Raw genomic sequence first — 18,539 nt, 5'->3', positions numbered from 1 at the left:
AAAGTTCCTTTCTATATTTTAGATTCATATTTTATTATTATCTTTTTCTTAAGGTTTACCATCTTTCTCCTGTTTATTTGAAAAGGCATCCCCATTTACTCCGTCCATTTCAAGGATGGCTTTATAGGCCGTAATATCACAGGAAGCTTCGATCTCCATGTTATGTGAAAGATTTTCAAGAATCTTCTTGAATGCAGTATTCGTATCCTCCAACGCTGAATGCACCTCATCCTTTAATTGTCTGCTGTCTCCTTTATACTCAGTTGAATCAATATATTTATCCAGAATATCTGAAAGCATTGGCAGATAATAGGTTGAATAGCGTCTCAGCGAATCCTTACTTTCCGGGTGATCAAAAATAAAACGGTCAATCTTTTCAGTGTTGTCACCAATCGCCTTAAGCAATGAAATCATTGGATCTGATAAGTCTTTCTCCGCTAGCAGAGCTTTGATTAAAAACATTTTTTCCCTTAATGTTGTATAGTTCTTTGATGGTTGATATTTTTTAGGTACAGGAGTGTTTTTTTCTGTGACAATGTTTTTATCTTTACAGAAGTCTTTATTTTTATGAGAAACTTCATCCATTTTGATGCCAAGCATGTAACTGTGATCAGCAAAATACTGATAAGTCGTCAGATTGCTAATATAGGCGTTTTCTGACAGGCTATTAAATGGATCTTCTTCATTATTTTTTAACACCTGATAATTCTGATGAATCCCAGCCAAAATGGATTTAAACCGCTCGTAATCGTCTCGGTAAAATCGGGATGGATACTCTTTGATTTCTTCCCCTTTAATTTCCAGCCGATTATTACTGTTTTTATAAAACCCTAATTCAGAAAAACCAGGCTTTTCTTCAGTAATCAGCCTTGCAGCATTAAAGAAATATAAATACCAAATCCGTTCCTGGTCACTTACATTTATACCGATTCGCTGCATTAAATCTTCTATCATTTTTCGAGAATAAAAAACAGGATCATGTTTCTGATTTCCGGGATTAAAGCTTAAATCCATCATGACATCAGGATCAAATGTCCATTCTTCTCTAATTTGATTATAAGAAAGATCAATCATTTTAAGTTCAGATGGTAAATCTGAAGGTCTTGGTTTTCTCGAAATTTGATTGTATGCTAAATTTATTTCTTTACAGTTCACCAGTGCTTCAATTCCCTTAATGCTCTTAATTCCTTTATTTTCCAGATTGATTTTTTCGATATGCCTCAAATCTTTTTTACTGATTAAATCGTCAGTGCTTACTTTGAACACCCCAATACCTTTATTCACTTCTTGCAGAATATAGTCCGCAAGGATTGGATCTGGAAAGATTTTTTTTATTGGGCGGGGTTTATTTTCATACCTACTGCTCGATATTAAAAGACCGTATAAGCCTGTGCCCAAAGAAACAAGCAGCAATAACATGATCACCGATAATATACAGTCATATATAAATTAATTATTCACTTTTATCTCCTCCTATAAAATCATCTTCTGACTTGTACCCTTTATTATAAGAGTTTGGATCATAAGTAAAAAAATCCCCCTTCACTCCATCCATTTCCAGAACGGATTTATAGGCTTTAATCTCACATGAACCTTCCATTTCCATATTTTTCGAAAGATTATCAATAATCATCAAGAAGGCTGTATGGGTGTCCTCGAGTGCTGATTGTACTTCATCCCTAAATTCGCTATTTTCTCCAGCATATTTCAAAGAATCAATAAATTTATCTAAAATTTTGATCAGCATGGGCAGATAATAGTTTGAATAGCGTCTCAACGAGTCAATACGATCAGGATGTTCAAAGATGAATCGGTCAATTTTTTTGCTAGTGTTTAATATGGATGCGAGTAATGGAATCATCGAATCCTCCGAATATCTTTCTTTCAGCAAGGAAATCGTTGAAAAGATTTTTTTTCGCAGGTAAAGTTGATTTTTAGATGCTTTATATTTAACGGTTTCCTCTTTACTTACATCTGTACTCCCATTTTCATATGATGTGTCGGAAGTATCTTCCTCCATTTTCCTTACCATATATCGGGATACTTCGATTATCGTGATAGATAAAATCATAAACATCACTAACGGTATTAGTTCATTAATTATATCGTACATTGCGCTACCTACGATTTCTTCCAATGTTGCACTCATTACTTAATCCTCCGCATACCTAAAAAAACATCTTTAGTCGTTCTAGTTTTTAACTCAACTTGCTTCATAAAATCATCATTAATTAATGATAATTCCACTTGTAGTAAAAATGCTTTCATCATTCTTCCCCTTTCCTTTCTTTGAAATACGCTTGTTCGGGAACGGATGGTACTGCCCCATCACACTAAAGACTTCTTGCATTCCCATAAATGAAAAGAGTGCCCGGAAACACCAGGCACTCCAATGTGTGTAATAATTAAGCTCGTACTAACTATCTCTTAGCTTTTCGGCGGTTATGGACACCTAAAATGATCGCACAAGCCAAGGCAGTACCGCCAACCAGTCCAATGAAAAGCGGGTTATTGTTTGAATCAATCCCGGTACTCGGAATTTCTTCTTTCACATTGCCCAGCGTGGCGGTCGCAGTTTCATGATCCACGACTTTCAGCTCATAGATGGTTGGATCAAGAACATAGCCGTCTGGCGCTTTGGTTTCCTGATAGAAATACTGGCCATCTGGCAGCTTGCCGATTTTCAGGTTGCCTTCATCGTCGGATTTTCCTTTAAAGATCACTTTCTGATCCGCGTCCATCACGTTGATCTCTGCGTTCTTAAGGGCTGTTTTGGCTTCCGTGTCTTCTTTGTACAAAACAATGTCTCCGCCTTTGGCTTCGTTGAAGCATTCAAGCTCAACTTCCACCAGTGGGGTCTGATTGTCTTTGAAGCTCAGCTCCACGGTATAGACAGTTTCATCCAAACGGTAGCCTTCCGGCGCTTTCGTTTCGACCACGTCATATTTGACCGTGCCGTCTCCGAGGAATAAGTCCGTTTCGGACTTTACTGGGACAGTCGATTCTTCGTCCATCTTAGTGAGATCCATCGGCTCAATGGCCTTTGCTTCGGAATCCGGTTTGTTAGTATCGGGTGTTTCTGCATCTTCCGGCTGAATCAGCTGTGGCGCCGGTTCTTCCGGTTCTTCCGGCATACGGGCAGCCGCGCCGTCTTTGGTCATGAAGAAAGCCTCTGTAACGGCGGCTTCTCCCTTTTTGTCCGTGACCATATGGGCCACAGTATCGCCTTTAAACGCTTTGACAACGCCCTCTGGGGTGACAATGTCTTCCGCTGCTTTCACCACGTATTCGGCACCTTCAAGGTCTTTTTCTTTGTAAATGACCGTTCCGGATGCGTCTACGGTATAATTGTTCCGGTCTTCGCCGGTTTTATGCAGCCGGATATTGCCCATGGCCATCTCATCGGTCATGAGTGCCTGGGTGACTTCATTGTCTTTGGTGATTTCAAACGGGTATAAATCGTCCGGGCATAAATACGGCGCCGGAGCGTCGACTTCCTGGTAGAAGTATTTGCCTGCTGGCAGCTTGATGGTGATTTCGCCGTTTTCATCGGTTTTTCCGGTAAAGATAATATTCTCCCCGGTTTCATCGTAAACATTGACGGTGACGCCTGGAATCAACATACCATCCGAGACGTCCTTTTTCGTAAACTCAAAAGGACGTTCAACGTAATAATTCTTGATGGCTTCACCCTTATTGGCCTGAACCACCACCAGCGGATCGTTGCCCTGGATAGCATAAGTGACTTCATAGCGGAAATTGTTATCTTCCAGATGATCCTTGGTGCTGAGTTCTTTCAGGTAGTAGTTGCCGGCCGGCAGATTTTCAACGGTATTCGCCTGGCCTTTTTTCACGGTCTTCACGGATACCAGCGTATCCGCGGCGATGGTGACGCCTTTACCGTCACGCATGGCTTCTTTGGTGTAAAGGCCAAAGTCGATGTCATTGGCTGGAACATCCTTATAATGGATGGTGACGCCTTCGCCTTCTTGTTCAATCTTGTCGATTTCCTGTTCCAGTTTCGTGAGCTGGAACTCAACATTCTGACGGTCGTTGTGGAAGGTGGTATTTTCGACATTGTCGGATGCCTGAACGGTTTCACCTTTATATTTCAGGGTGACTTTCTGCTCTGTTCCTGCATTGACAAAACCTTCCGGCGCGGATTTTTCGACCACTTTGTATTTCCCTAAGTAAAGGTCTTTGGTGAGAGCCTTTCCGTTATCCCCAGTGGTCATGGTATCCGCGAGATCGCCTTTATGCAGGCGAACAGTGCCGTCGGGTGTCGTAATGTCTTCGTCCGCATAAACTTCAAATACAGTGCCTTTTAAGGCTTTTTCAGTGAAGATAAATTCTGTGACATCACCGTATTTGCTTGGGGTGGTTTTGGTACCATCCAGCTGGTCGCCGGTTTTGGTGACTTCAATCCGTCCTTTGGCAGGTTGATCATAAACAATGACCGTGCTGCTGTATTCGGTTTTGCCGTCGATTTCGATTTTATCACAGGTAGTCTGGCTGATTGTGACTGGAATACCCTGGTACTCCTTGCCATCAAGCGTATATTTTTGAGTGTTGTTGCTGGCGGTCAGTCCTGCGGTTAAGTACCCGTCTGGAGACGAAACTTCAACCACGGCGTAGCTGCCGCTTTTAAGTTTTTTCGGAAGGGACAGTTTTCCTTCATCGTTGGTCTTAAAGGTATCAGTCGGTATAAACAGGGTCGCTGCGCTGGACTGTTTGACGAACTGCATGGTCGCCAGGTCAATGACCTTGAATTTAACACCGGATACCGGAATTTCTTTCTGTGTTTCGGCATCTTTCTTAACAACAATGAGATCGCCATACATCATTTTATTGGTAAGCGGGATCTCGATTTCATCTCCGCTGCCATTAACGACAACAATCTGATCGTCAATGGAAATAAAGCCTTCAGGCGCTTTAACTTCGTGAAGGACATAAGTACCCACGGGTACATTTTCCCAGCGGATACGGCCATTTTCATCGGTTTTTCCGCTAAATAAATTGTCCCCTTCCGTCAGCTTTTCGCCTTTTTCGTTGGACGACTTTAAGGTCAGGGTAAAATCAACGTTTGCCAGGGGATTTAACACGTCATCAACATTGTCTGGATCAATGATCGCATATTTAACAATGCTGACTGGGTTGGTTTTAACATCGTTTGGGATCTCAGTGACGCCCTGCATTCCTTCTGCCCATACGGTGACCGGATAGACCGTTTCATTGGTTTTATAGCCATTACCGGCACTGATTTCTTTGTAGAAATAGTCCCCCAGCACCACAGCACCAAAATCGGCAATGCCATTTGTGACGGTTGCCTGAGCTGCCAGCTGTGTACATTCACGGTCTTTGTAGAGCCCAAAAACGGCTCCGTCAAGACTTGCGTCTCCGGATGGCTGTGTTTTACTCAGATCAAGTGCCAGATGGCGGTTGTCGGTTTTTTGTACATCCGGGTAAGTTACGCGCTTCACAAAGTTTGCACTGGCGGAAGCTTCCTGTCCCTGTCCCTGGACACTGGCACCGGCAACGACACTCTGCGTATTCGGTTCAGATGCCGGAATAAACATCAGGCTCGCATAAGCTACGCTGGTGGCTTTGATCGGTACCGTCACGGTTCCTTCTTTTTCCGGGCCTGCACACAGTTTAAACGCAGTTCCTACCGGAATATCGGCAGTGGTGGCGCTGATGGTTCGGCTGTCGCTCAGTTTGGCAACAATGCCCAGGCCATCTAATTCAAGGGTAAAGGTGCCGGAGCCGCTGGTGGTGTACCATTCGGTTTCCTGCATCTTTTCTCCGACGTTCCACCGGGTATCTGGTGAACCATTGACTGTGATTCCACCAACTTCAACGTTGGCGTGATCGAGAAGCCAGCGAATATTCGGATCATTGTAGACCGCGGGATTAGATGAGGTTTCACCACATGCCAATCTTACTGCCCACCAGGTATCCATGAAAGCGCTCTGCGCATCGCCGCCTTCACGGGTCATAAATTCAGCCCCTCCCGGGCCGTCATAGCCGTAATAGAGCACGGTTCTCAGTTGAGCATTGTCGGTGATCTGCTGATTATAAATGGTTCCATTCGGTGTATTTTTATCGGGCTCAATACAGTACGCGGTATGCGCGACACCAGAATCGTCCACGACGGTGATGATCTGGGTGTAACTCGTGTATCCACCGTAATCTTTCGAGACAGACACACCGGAGCTGCCGGAGGCCCGGGTCATTGGATTGTAATTAGGATCTTCAGACGAGTATATGACCCAGCCCTGGTCGGTTTGTCCGACTTCGTTCACTGCATACTGCGCCAGGTCACCCGTCGGTACCTGATCCTCACCTTCTTCGGCTTTTGCCACTATTGAGCTCAGCGGTGACAGAAGCGTCAGCAAGGTGAATAAGAACGCAAAAAGCAGCGAAAATGTTTTTTTCAAAGCTTTGTTTTTATACATTTTTATTTATTCCTCTCGTTTAATTTTAATTATCCGTCAAAGAATCAATCCTAGGTTGGCGCCCGGATCTTTTGTGAGCTTCTTTTGATCATCTTTCTTTACCTCCGGTGTAATGGGTTTGTTCCTGCCGGGAAGCTGCGGACATCAGACTCATACAGCCTAAACCGGTCCAAAAACCAAAAAGGACAATGCCACAGTAAAAACTTGACATTGTCCCAAATGCAGTGAGCATACCGAAAAGCCCTAAAATCAAACAGATCAATAAAAAAGCGATCACTGCCAGACTAAACTTTAAGGTATGGTCTATTTTCATTTCATATCGAATGTTAATATACAAAACAGTACAGGTTCCGATCAACCCGGATATGATGAATAACCCAATCATCATGAGTGCTGCTGTCAGCACATTCATATCATCCCTTCTTTCTTTTTCAACTACTTAATTTTCATGGTGTGTTTTACTCCTGAAGTTAATCTTTTCTCAGTTTTCCGTTTTTAACCAAAGTATCAGTGCCTTTTTGAAACCCCTCCTGCATGACTTGCGCGATGGTGTCGACACTTTCTTCGGCGAAATCTTCTCCGTCCATCCCCATCTGTTTTTCAAAGGCCTGGCGAAAACGCTGAATAGTCTCCCCAATCAGTGCTGCGGTAATTCCTCCGATCTCATCGATCAAGTCACTGCAGTTTCCTGACTGCCTTAAATTAACGCGGACCATCCCGGTTTCGGGATCGCGTTCTGCTTTAATATTCGTCACGGTTTTGCCTCCTTTCATCATCGTGATTCACTTGATCCCTCTGAAGTTCTTCTTTATTTAATTTTTTTCTTTTATCCTTCATCTTTCTTCTTCCCACGGCTCCGGCAGCTGCCGTTAGGCTAAAACATCACTATACATCCAAACAGGCGCAGTCCGACCACCAAACATAGCCAACGATATAAGAATCATCTCGTTTAAAATATAATTGGCACCGCCGGAGGACTCTTCTATGCAAAATCGACAATCTAAGCAGCTTTTGGGCATTTCCATATCAATCTGTACTGGCATTTTCAACCTCCTAAGCAACCAAAGGTATCACAATGTGGTTCAAAATTGGCTGGGTGCAGTCAGATATCTTATCTTACTCTTATATGTCTCTCTTTACCACAGTGAGCGCAGGGTTTTAGTTCTTTGGTCATTCTTCTACCTCCATTATAACTCTCGGTACCATCTAGTTTTCATTTCTGCTGGTATATTCTGTCCTTTGTTTCGCGCGCCTGTCCAGTGTGTTCCTCCGGCTTCTCCATCGTATATAAAATTACTTGCCTTCAAGCTTGTCCCAAGTTCAGACTTTAAAATATAGGTTATTATTTTCTTGTATCCCATTGCCTTTGCTGTACGGCAGCACGCTCCATATAGCATGCTGCAAGCATTATATGTGCCGTCTGTGCATAGGCGATTGATCTCACAGGTAATTCTATCATCTAAATGTCTGCTTACTGGACGCCCACATACAGCACAACCTACCATTTTGCCTGCTACAAAGCAGCCTATCGAAAACTTATGGCCTACTGTAGGTTTATGGTGTCGATGGTTTTGTGCGATAAATTCACAGGCTTCTTTAAAAGTAATTGGTCGTATTTCTATTCTTCTACCTCCCGGTTCCAACATTCTACACAGGACATATCTCCATTACGTTTGATACAACGCTGTTCCGATATAAAATCTAAAACCTGTTGCTCATCGTTGCCTGATAGAACATTGTTACACCAAACGGACTTTCCAAAAACGTTCATCATATCTTCATACTTCATTTTGCATTAGGTCATTTTTTCCGCCTTCATAATCTCTGCTGCGACAATATAATCTTCTAAATAACAACATTCGTCCTCAATATGGCACGTTTCGCCTTCCGTGTTTTTTAGCACCACCTCAAACCACCAGTTTTCTTCATCGTCCTCTGCTTCGGTATAGCCACAATCATTTTGCACAAGCTTTAGCTCATCAGAATCAGGATCTAAGTGCTTAAGTGCATCATAAGGGCTTAAATTCCCTTTTATTTGCGTTACAATTGATCCTTTATACTCTCCACTTTGAAATGTGAACTTTACATCAAAAATCCTGAGTTTACCACGGCAGCTATTAAATTCTTCCATTGCTTTCCTCCATATATATTGTTGATTCTTCATTTTCTTTTTTAAAGAGTTTAATACTCAACTTACATATCAGCACTAGTACCCATATTGTAAAAAGACTAAGAATATAAAAATATTGTAATGCCTAGTTGTATTCCTGCTAAGTCATTGATGATGCGAATAAAACACGAAATGTACGCCAAAAACGCGAACAACACCATATATCCAAGTCCGATGATCTCTATTTCCATTCCAAAAATAAGTGCCCTCAAAAGATAAAGCACGACGATTGCTATTGGGATTATGAAAACAACCAGGAGATCACTCCTGTTCCTCCTGAAATGTCGATTTTAATCATCTGGCGTTACTACTTCTATATAATTGCTGTTTTAATGTCAATAATCCGAATAGAACGTACACAGTCAAGAATCTCTTGTATGCTATCAAACCATAACGAAAATTCTTCTCCGGTATCGTCATAAAAATCAACATAGAAAATCTCGTTAGAATCATCACAAAAATCCTTTTCTGATCTAAAACCTTTATCTTTATCTTCAAATAACATTTCAAAGAAATCTTCTAATTGTGAAGTTGTATCGGGCAGCGACAAGCCTCCAGGGCCTGTTGACCTACACGTATTTGTAAGATAACGCTTTTTGCCTTCATACCCTAACAGGATTTCATATGTATACTCTCGCCTAACGTTACAAGCTTGATTGTCTAAATCGGCATCTACAACCGTTGGTTTCGTACTAGAATGGTTTTCTACATTATACAAAACATAATATTTTGTATAAGAAGTTCCATCTTTCTTATATCTTATGTCTTCCATTAACTTCCCCGTTGCGATGAAGCTGTCGAGTATTTCAAAATTCCCAGATTTCTGATCTTTTTTAAAAGTGGACTTCTTAATACCATTTTCGTAAACTATACCAATTAAATCAGCATACGAATGACCATACCATTCTGATTGAGTGGTAATCTGTGATTTAAGTTTCATATACTCGTTTGCTAATTCTGGATTCGCCAGAATGATCTTATGCTCGAAAAATTTGTCTTTCATTCTTCCTCTCCTTCCCACGGCTCCGGCAGCTCTCGCCAGGCGAACACATTCTCTATCGCATCTCCATGTATCTTTCTATGAAATACACTTCCATCCCAATATACTATATCAATCGTATTTTTATTATGGTCGTCTGGATATCTCTCAGTAATAAGATACTGCTCTCCACTAGTTAATGGTTTCGGCGGCAAGTCTCCCTCAGCCACAACGTGCCATTTCTGCCGATCAACCATCTGCTGGAGATTCTCTGGAGAAAAGCCGATGTCTTCATATCGCCCAAGCTGATCTATCGCCTTACATGGGTCTTGATAGTCTTTAAGCCGATAATAATCCTGTTCTTTCTCCTAATATGGAACACCCATAAAATCTAAAATTTTTCCCTCTCCGAGTCCTTTTTTATTCGGGATTAATTTTCCGTACTGATCAAATTCCCCTCCGCCAATACAGTAGTTGTATTTTGGACGGTCTATTTTCTTAAGCTTCTGGAAACGATTCGGTTCTTTTTCTCGCTCTACTCCAAATAAACAAAAGATGCAGCCTGTATGCTTTTCTCCTGTTGTTGCCAGTTTTCCGTCTACCTTAACGATATTCCCATAAACGGAGCAGTAGGGTGTGCCCGTTAGTTTCAAGTACCTTAAGATGTCTTGCTCGCCCCAAAAACTTAGGGGTTTACATTGCGGATCATCCGTGTCAAAAACATTACATCCCGTTTTAAGCCAGTTTATTTTCCGAAATGCGCTATCCTCTGCCATTGTCCCAATAATTGGCTTTTTACCAGTTGCCTTGCCAAAATTTTTCAACGGGTATTTTTTCATAATATCGCAGCATTCCTCTGACGTTCGATACTCGCTGTCGATAAACTTCAACCATTTCTTAGCAAGTTTAAAATTTTTACTTTTTGTGCCATCCTTCTTAATCCCTGTTTGGTAGAGTCGTACACTCGCTTCGTTTTTATCTGTCGGATTTTGGCAGGTACGGATCATGCGCGCGACTTTTTTACTTCCAATTGGATAACCTTTCTCTGTCAACACTTCATCAAATCGCTTTTCTGGTTTAATCTTTGTAACATTGCTGTGGCTTAAAGCAAATTTTCGGACTTCTGGATATTCCAGACCTGTATCTGCAAACACCGCCTCAATGTTTGGATATACACGCCGGGCCAGATCGAGTAATACCGTGCTGTCTTTCCCGCCACTAAAACTTACATAGACTTTTCCACCCCAGTGCTGGTACCATTCCATAATTCGCAGCTGGCTTACTCTTATTTTCCTTTCCAGCGGCCACGCCTGCATGGTTTTTAAATCTTCGTTAGTCAAGTTATTCTTCTACCTCCACTCTGTACGTATCGGTAATCCGATAATAAGGACTCATTATTTTCGTGGCCTCTACGTATTCCTTTAGTGCGTCTGTTATTTTTTTGCTTAACCGTTCTCTGTGTTCCGCATTTTCTGGCGTCCTGCTGTCCCAATATGGGCTAAAGTCATAACCGTTCACTTCAGGTTCACTAAAATAATCTTCGTCCAGCAATTGTCTGGAATCAATATCTCCCCTATTTAAGTAACGCCAATGCAATTCCAATTCTTTTAGCACAAATTCCATTTCAAATATAACCGATTTTATCAATAATTCGACCGGTATCTTTTCGTGACAAGCTAAATCATATAATATGGTAAGTATATCTGACGTTCGGCTAAAAGAAATAGCGTTTATGCTATCGGCTAAATCAATTCCTAATGCTTCTGATAACCGTTCAATTGTTTCGTCCTTGGGAATCCGCTTGCCAGTTTCCCACTGTCCCACTGTAACAGCGGTGATGCCCATTAACTCGCCTAATTCTGCTTGAGTAAGGCCTTCTTTCTTTCGCGCTTGTTTTATGATATTTCCAATATTATTATTTTTCATTATTTCTCCTCAATGACTCAGATCATCATCTAAAAATGCTTCCAGTTCTTTAAACCGACAAACTTTCAGTAGATCATCAAGGATACTGTACGGCATCGTTGTAATATAATCTAATAATTTTAGTATCTTTCCTCTTTTTTCTATATCTGCCTCTCTCAAGCATCGGATGATTTCATCCATAAGGTTCGGCAATGATCCATCCAATGTAATCATGTCTTCTATCCACTCTTCAAACTCGTTATCCATAGATGTTATATCAAAGTACTTTAGCGGGACTTCAAGAGCATCTGCGATTCTTTTTAATGTTTTTTCCTTTGGTTTCCTATCGTTCCTTTCCCAGGCTGCAACCATAGATTGGCTCATATCAATTTTATGAGCTAGATCAGTTTGAGTCCACCGCTTCTTCAACCTGGCACTTTTTATCCGATTGCCAATCAGGGAACCGTTTAATACATATTTTTGATAATCCGTATCTTCGATCAGCGTATTAATATCTATTTCAAGGGCTGTAGCAATCTTTGTGATATTTTCAATTTTAGGTGTACTCTCTCCGCTTTCATACTTTTGAAGTGAATTTAAGCTTACGTCAGCCTTTTCTGCTAACTTTGCCTGGGTTAAAAATTTTCTATTTCGAAGTAATCTTATTTTTTCGCCAAGTCTCATTTTAATCTCCAAAAAAGTAAAGAGCCGCGGTTTAACGCGACTCTTTCATCTTTTTATTATTTGTTGGCTTTGCGTTTTCTTCTTGCGAATAAACCAGCACCGCCAATTCCGAACAGTGCCAGAATGCTGGCGATTAATCCAGTGCTGCTTGTCTGGCTGATCCCGGTATTCGGACCGTTTGTGCCATTATCCGCACCATTTTGATCAACGACGGTGCCCGTGCCGGTTGTCGAACCGCCAACTCCACCGTTGCTGCCATCATTCACATTGCCAGTGCCGCCATTGCCATCCTGTCCCGGATTCTGTTCAGCTTCATGATCGGCAACTAATTGATCCATCTGTTTCACCAGATCAGCTAACTTCTGCACCATGGCCGGATCAAGTTTGGATTTTGCGTTTTCTGAGAGTGCATTGTACATATCTCTGGCTGCGTAAACGGCTCCCTTATCTTCCAGTGTTAATTCCCCTGGATTCTTGAGGGCGCCGACCACTGTTTCAACCTGATCAGCTGCTTGTTCGTCTTCCAGGTCGGTAATTTTATCTTCCGCCTGATCCAGTTTGTTATAAACTTCCTGATCCATCATCGCCCTGGCTTCAGGGGAAAGTGCGTCATAGGCATCGGATGCGCGCTGTACGGCTTCTTTGTCTTCCAGTGTCAGGTCATCCAGATCCTTGAGGCCATTGATGATATTCGTCACATTTTCAACGTCAAGCACATCAATCTGATGTACCAGGCTGTCAAGAGCTGCTTTGGTATTGGCATCGATGTACTGTTTCTGTTCATCGGTCAGGGCATTGTAGGCACGAACTGCAGCTTTCACAGCATCTCGGTTTTCTAAGGTTAAATTATCCACCGCGGGTAATTCCTGAATCTGGTTCGTTACCGCATCTGCGGTATGAATATTGTCAATCACTTTAACAGCGGCTTCCAGTTTATTAACGGCGGCTGGATCGACTAATGCTCTCTGGGTATCGGTTAATCCTTCATAAGCTTTGCTGGCTTCTGTAACTGCCTGTTCTGCGTTACGATCGACAACTGAAGGCAAACTGTTGATCTGATCGGTGACGGTTTTTGCTGCTTCAACATCAATTTTGTGCTGTGCGATAAGTTTAGTGATCTGTGCTTTTGCATCTTCCAGTTTCTGGACAACGGCCTGATCCATCATATCTTTCTGGGTGTCGGTCATAGCGTTATAGAGATTGGATGCATCGTTGACAGCTGTTTCGTCACTCATCTGTAATGCGTCAGTATCTGGCAGTTTGCCAATCGCATCGGTAACGGTTTTAACCGCTTCTTCGTCCTGCATGTGCTGGAGTTTGACTTCGGCCAGTTTCTTTTCTGCGTTAGTTAAGGTCTTTACTGCACCTTCTTTTTCGACAATCGCTTTCTGATCATCTGTTAACCCGTCATATGCGGTTCTGGCGGCTGTAATTTCGCTTTCATCTTCAAGTTCAATGTCATTAACGCCTGGCAGGGCATTGATCTGATTGATCACTTTAGATGCTTCTTTCAGGTCATTGGCTTCTTTTTCGAGCTGAACAATTTTTGATTCTGCTGAGGTCAGCTTGCTCACGGTCTGGCTGCTGACCATGGCTTCTGCCTTATCGTTAAGTGCATCATAGGCGGCTCGTGCATCTTCAACGGCTGCTTTGTTTTCTAAAGTAATGTTATCCGGCAGACCATTGATCAGGTCAGTTACCTTCTGGGCGGCTGCCTGATTTTCTGCCTGCTCTTTCTTTAATGCCGCGATGGTGGTTTCTGCATCGGTCAGTTTTTGATAGTTATCGACCAGATTTTTCTGATCCTGTGTCAACAGGTCGTATTTATCACGGGCTGACGTAACAGTACCTTCGGCTTCCAGTGTAACGTCCGCTGGAATCTGGTTGATGGCGGCTTTGACGACATCTGCGGCTTTTTGATCGGCTTCATGGGTCGCTTTCAATTCTGTTACTTTCTGTACGGCTTCATTCAGCTTCTGAACGCTGTTCTGAGCGACGTAATCTTTCTGGGAGGTTGTTAATCCATTATAGGCTGATTCGATTCCTTTCACGGAATCATAATCGTTGTAAGTCAGTTCGTCGGTTGGCTTAATGCCGTTAATCTGATCCGTGACTTTCTGAGCGGCTTCCCGGTCAGCTGCCTGTTCTTTGACGGCCTGCTGCAATGAGAAGAAGTTGATGGTGTAGGTAATGGTGGCCGGATTGCCAGCTTTATCGGTTAATCCGGTAATGGCGACCGTAAACGAATGACCGGCAAGCGCCTGATAATCGCCCAGCCAGTTGTAGGATGGGTTGATAATAATGGCGGAGCCGCTGCCATAACCACCCGTGTTGACTGTCCACCAGTTCGCATCCATATCTGGGTTAGAGCTTGAGCTGACATAATTAAATTCGGTGGTAGTGCCATCATCCTTTGTGATGGTCACCTTCATGCCGCTGGGGCTGGTAACTTTATAATCACTACCCAAGGAAACGTTGAAGGGTGCGCCATACATGGTTGAGCTGCTGATCAATGCTTCAATGGGGAAGAAACCGTCATTCGGGAATGCAACGTTTTCCCGGTCTGGATTATCCACTGCGGTATACGTCAGCACGAAATACTTCCAGTTGGTTCCTTTCGATGCTGCAAACCCAACAGTTTTTAAATCTGGATCGAGCAGCCATCTACGATGACCGAGGGAAGTACCATTCTGATCATCATCATCCCCAAACTGCATGAGTAAAAGATCGTAAATGCTGTAGCCCTGGCTGCCCATGGAAATATTGGAGGAATGCAGCCCTTTAATGGCATCGGCATTTCCGCTGCCATCGGCGGCGTTATGGGGATTGCCGCTTTCAAAGTTTGTGTCTGCCAGATAGTCAGAACCGGCCTGAGCATATTTGTTATCGTCTTGAGAAACTGTCACTTCACCGAGTCCACAAAGTGCTCGGAAAAAGTTGATGAGTCCCAATGCCGCTTCCTGGCTCTGTTGTGATAACGAACCGTCTGCGTTGTAGGTTTCCTGAATCATTGCAAACAGATCGTTTTCCTTTGAAGCGTCATGATAGGGCGATACATATTTGTTGTACAGATCGACAATATCCTTTTGGGTTAAACTCTGGCCATAATTCTGAGCCGTCTGTATGGCGGCAGTCATGAACTGCTGGGTATTCTGGGCGGCCTCAATCTGAGCGTCCTGTACAGTGGTGTTCTGTACATTTGAATCTACAATCATATTTCCTTCTCCATTTTCCTCTTTATTTTTGATCTCGTCTTTATCTATAATGTCCTCAGTTACCGTTGGCGTTTCGGTATTCTCCTTCACTTCGGTATCTGCTTTTTCATCCTGAATCTGTTCGCTATCGGTCTTATCCGCTGACAGGCCATCGTCCTTATTCACAATGCTTTCGTCTGTAAGCTCATCTGTTGGCGGCTGTACCAGTTCATGGGAAAGATCATTTTCAGCAGACTGATCTGTACTCACATCTACATCGGATACATCCCTTGTACTTTCTGCATTTTCTTCATCTGCTGCAGCATTGCTGCCGTCTGTCAGTTCTTCTTCTGAATCTGCACCTTCAATATAGGAATCATCTTCCGTATATCCGGTATCTTCCGTATAAGAGACGTCTTCGTCATTTCCAACTTCTTCTGGCTCGGAATAGTCTTCGTCACTGAAGGGATCTTCTGTATAGGTGTCCTCTGCATCGGCAGTGTCAACGTCCATGCTGCTGTCTTCCGCGCTGTTGACAATGATTTCATTGGCTGCTGCCAGTTCTTCGCTTGATACGTTGTTGACTTCCTGCTGTACTTCTTCTGTTACAACCATTTCAAGATTCGCCGGATCTGCGAGCAGTTCTTCTGCTCGTGCAACCTGTCCACCGGGCAGCATCGAAAATGCTGCAACACCTGTGACAACGCCTGCTCCAATAGCTGCTTTTTTTGCTGATTTGATTACGCTTGATACTTCATTATTGTTCTTCATTTTTATTTCCTTCTTTCTTGAGTTTAAATAGTAAGTTATTGAATCATTCGCGTAAAATCATACCTACATTTTACGCTTATTTTGTAACATAGTCAATTAAAATATGCTTATTTTGTTACATTTTAAAACGCCTATTTTTTTACATTTAATCACCCCCTTTGATGCCTAAAAAGATGTTAACCATTTTGACAACATGCTTCTATGCTTTTATTTATGCGGCTTTCAAGAATTCTGGTCACGTGACCGGACGTTATCTTTCGGCCGCACTCTCTATATTTTGAGCAGGAACTACCATCCTTTGGCTTTTCATATAAACTAAATCGTCATTCCAATCCTTTGTGTATTTCGGAATATCTATTTTTAGTTCATATTTTCCGGGATATTTTTCTTCGATAAGCTCCTTGAATTTAATACAAAAATCAGGCCCTCTTCTTTTGCCAAACTTATCGGGTGGGTCATTATCTACGGATAATACGACCACATCGATTTCCGGATGATTCTCTAAATAATGAAAAATTTTCTCGTGTTTAAGCCCGTTCATACTGAGCCATGTATCTTCCAGTGCTGTATTGAGCTTGTGTGGAAAAAAAGTTTTAAATATGGTCATTCTGCTAATAAGATCAATGGGCGATTCAAAGATGCGCATCCGGTTGTTTTTTCCTTTTATTACAAAACCATATTGTTCATCATCTCCAATGCATTTTTGAAACTTTTTTCCGTTATGGTCATAAGTTCCTCTCAAAACAGCGCCGACAATCTCTTGCTGAAAGTTTTGGCATAAAAACACACAATTATGAAAATCACCACTTTCATAAAGAACATGCTTATTTACAAGATTTTGAACAAAAACCTTGTCCAGCATTCTTTTCTTTGTAAGGTAAGCAAAAAGGCGGCTATAATTATTCGATTTTGGCGGCAGTTCAAATTCTTTCTTTTGATTTAATCTGCTTTCCTTGTTATCCAATCTCTTTTTTACATTGCTAACATTTTGATTAATCAGTGCTCGATAATCTTTTTTTGAAATTTCTTCCGATAAATCATAGCCTTTAAGTTTTACCATTTCATTGATCGCCTCTACTTGGTTGTAAGCTTCCCCGGTTTGAACTTCATGCAGCCAACGAACAAAGAGAATAGGGCCCCCGCGGTCAAATCCAACACTATCCGGTGAAAAGTTTTTCCAACCCCAACCGTCCAAAGTAACATTAAGACCGTTCCAATCTCCTTGTGGGTCTGGATGTTTATAGTCTCTGCCGACTTTTTTTAGCTCAAAGCCAATTAACTCACAGTATTCAAAAATCGACATTGTGTTTGCTATTTGAACTTTCTCCTGATAACGCACTGATCTTCCTCCTTTGAAAAGACAATAAAAAAATCACTCGACCGAGTGATTGAATCTAAAGCCAGACAATGACTTGTATTTTCATTTTATTCTTTTGTATTTTGGGCAGCAGATTATTTTCGCACGATAGCTCTGCTTACAATCACTCATACAGGTGTTACATTTAGCCGTATAGGATATGTCTTTGTTTTCGTCAAGAAAAAAAGCATTTTTTGTTGCCTTTCTTATTTCCGGATGTCTATCGTTCTGTTGGTATATATCCATGAACGTTATTTGTTTCATAGTCCGGTATGCCTATGTTCCTTTCCCTTAAATTCAAATTATACTCCCATGCAGACAGCTGTCGTTTTTTTACTAAATAATTTTTTTGCGCTATTCCCAGCTGCTCATTAAATTTTTCGATCCTCACACTTATGAAATCCGCTGTTTTCATAAGTTCATTTTGTCTATAATTAAGCCCTTCTTCTCTTTTATTAAGATCTTCTTCCCACTGTTTAAGGTAGGCTTCTTTTTCATTCAGCTGAGCTTCTTTCAGGGCCATATCTTTGTATTTCATAATGATACCTCCATAATCATTTAACCGTTAACCATTTTTTAAAACCGGCTCATACCTACTTAAATAGCGGGATGCACGTCTTTCGGTCACGTGACCGGCAACATATCCTGTCCTTTATCGTTCATCTTCTTCTGTCTCATCAGAACCAATATAACCTTCCGTATCAAATACCACTCTCCATTCTTCATAATTCTTAATTTCTTTTTTAAGATTTTCAAGGCTTACTTCATAACCACCTGAAGCAGATGCATTTTCTGTCAAAGCTTGTGCCGACAATTCTATAATATCGCTATCCATTGATTTGAAAAGATCGAGTATTTCATCCGGTTTGCATCCAAGCATGGCTGACAACACTGCGGTTAATTCTTCTTCGTAATGCTCTTTAAATTCTGGCATCTATTTACTCCTTAGAATATCATTAGATTTTGGTTTTCGGGGTCTAAGGGGCTTGCCCCTTTTAACTTTTTCGGTTTGGGACAAACGGAA

Annotated in this window: 17 protein-coding genes; all 17 read right to left on the bottom strand. The window is 41.9% G+C overall.

Going from position 1 to position 18,539, the window contains the following annotated elements; all coding sequences use genetic code 11:
* Positions 1-48: 48 nt before the first annotated feature.
* Complete coding sequence (locus I2B62_RS03150) at positions 49-1,419, bottom strand: hypothetical protein (protein ID WP_195267514.1); 1,371 nt, start codon at positions 1,417-1,419, stop codon at positions 49-51.
* A gap of 34 nt (positions 1,420-1,453) precedes the next feature.
* The gene (locus I2B62_RS03145; RefSeq protein ID WP_195267513.1) at positions 1,454-2,149 is read right to left on the bottom strand and encodes a 5-bromo-4-chloroindolyl phosphate hydrolysis family protein; all 696 of its coding nucleotides are present in this window, start codon (positions 2,147-2,149) and stop codon (positions 1,454-1,456) included.
* Positions 2,149-2,271 carry a hypothetical protein gene (locus I2B62_RS20610; protein ID WP_279354765.1) on the bottom strand — a complete coding sequence of 41 codons (123 nt, stop codon included), beginning with the start codon at positions 2,269-2,271 and terminating at the stop codon, positions 2,149-2,151. Before I2B62_RS20610 ends, I2B62_RS03145 begins: the two co-directional genes overlap by 1 nt.
* Before the next feature lie 149 nt (positions 2,272-2,420).
* Complete coding sequence (locus I2B62_RS03140; RefSeq protein ID WP_195267512.1) at positions 2,421-6,455, bottom strand: SpaA isopeptide-forming pilin-related protein; 4,035 nt, start codon at positions 6,453-6,455, stop codon at positions 2,421-2,423.
* 88 nt (positions 6,456-6,543) lie between these two features.
* The gene (locus I2B62_RS03135; RefSeq protein WP_195267511.1) at positions 6,544-6,867 is read right to left on the bottom strand and encodes a hypothetical protein; all 324 of its coding nucleotides are present in this window, start codon (positions 6,865-6,867) and stop codon (positions 6,544-6,546) included.
* Positions 6,868-6,925: 58 nt separating this feature from the next.
* Entirely contained in the window at positions 6,926-7,210 is a 285-nt protein-coding gene (locus tag I2B62_RS03130; protein WP_195267510.1) for a hypothetical protein, read from the bottom strand.
* 114 nt (positions 7,211-7,324) lie between these two features.
* Positions 7,325-7,498: a hypothetical protein gene (locus tag I2B62_RS03125; RefSeq protein WP_195267509.1), complete on the bottom strand. Its 174-nt coding sequence runs from the start codon at positions 7,496-7,498 to the stop codon at positions 7,325-7,327.
* A gap of 144 nt (positions 7,499-7,642) precedes the next feature.
* On the bottom strand, positions 7,643-8,101 hold the full coding sequence (locus I2B62_RS20445) for an XF1762 family protein (RefSeq protein ID WP_243259398.1): 459 nt from the start codon (positions 8,099-8,101) through the stop codon (positions 7,643-7,645).
* 149 nt (positions 8,102-8,250) lie between these two features.
* A complete protein-coding gene (locus I2B62_RS03120; protein WP_195267508.1) occupies positions 8,251-8,586 on the bottom strand; it encodes a DUF5406 family protein in 336 nt (111 codons plus the stop codon).
* A gap of 352 nt (positions 8,587-8,938) precedes the next feature.
* On the bottom strand, positions 8,939-9,628 hold the full coding sequence (locus I2B62_RS03115) for a hypothetical protein (protein ID WP_195267507.1): 690 nt from the start codon (positions 9,626-9,628) through the stop codon (positions 8,939-8,941).
* Positions 9,629-9,972: 344 nt separating this feature from the next.
* Positions 9,973-10,944, bottom strand: coding sequence for a phosphoadenosine phosphosulfate reductase family protein (locus I2B62_RS03110; RefSeq protein WP_243259397.1), 972 nt, complete (start codon positions 10,942-10,944; stop codon positions 9,973-9,975).
* A 1-nt stretch (position 10,945) separates the two neighbouring features.
* On the bottom strand, positions 10,946-11,530 hold the full coding sequence (locus I2B62_RS03105) for a helix-turn-helix transcriptional regulator (RefSeq protein ID WP_195267506.1): 585 nt from the start codon (positions 11,528-11,530) through the stop codon (positions 10,946-10,948).
* Between the two features lie 9 nt (positions 11,531-11,539).
* Complete coding sequence (locus I2B62_RS03100) at positions 11,540-12,193, bottom strand: helix-turn-helix transcriptional regulator (RefSeq protein WP_195267505.1); 654 nt, start codon at positions 12,191-12,193, stop codon at positions 11,540-11,542.
* A gap of 56 nt (positions 12,194-12,249) precedes the next feature.
* Positions 12,250-16,158: a CAP domain-containing protein gene (locus I2B62_RS03095; RefSeq protein ID WP_195267504.1), complete on the bottom strand. Its 3,909-nt coding sequence runs from the start codon at positions 16,156-16,158 to the stop codon at positions 12,250-12,252.
* Between the two features lie 250 nt (positions 16,159-16,408).
* Positions 16,409-17,497 (bottom strand): DUF3991 domain-containing protein, encoded by a 1,089-nt coding sequence (locus I2B62_RS20440; RefSeq protein ID WP_195267503.1) that lies wholly within the window; start codon positions 17,495-17,497, stop codon positions 16,409-16,411.
* Between the two features lie 238 nt (positions 17,498-17,735).
* Positions 17,736-18,053 carry a hypothetical protein gene (locus tag I2B62_RS03085; RefSeq protein ID WP_195267502.1) on the bottom strand — a complete coding sequence of 106 codons (318 nt, stop codon included), beginning with the start codon at positions 18,051-18,053 and terminating at the stop codon, positions 17,736-17,738.
* A gap of 114 nt (positions 18,054-18,167) precedes the next feature.
* Positions 18,168-18,449: a hypothetical protein gene (locus tag I2B62_RS03080; protein ID WP_195267501.1), complete on the bottom strand. Its 282-nt coding sequence runs from the start codon at positions 18,447-18,449 to the stop codon at positions 18,168-18,170.
* Positions 18,450-18,539: the final 90 nt, after the last annotated feature.

The organism is Eubacterium sp. 1001713B170207_170306_E7 (genome assembly GCF_015547515.1).
Lineage (GTDB): Bacteria > Bacillota > Clostridia > Eubacteriales > Eubacteriaceae > Eubacterium.
This window is presented reverse-complemented; position numbering and strand designations above follow the sequence as displayed.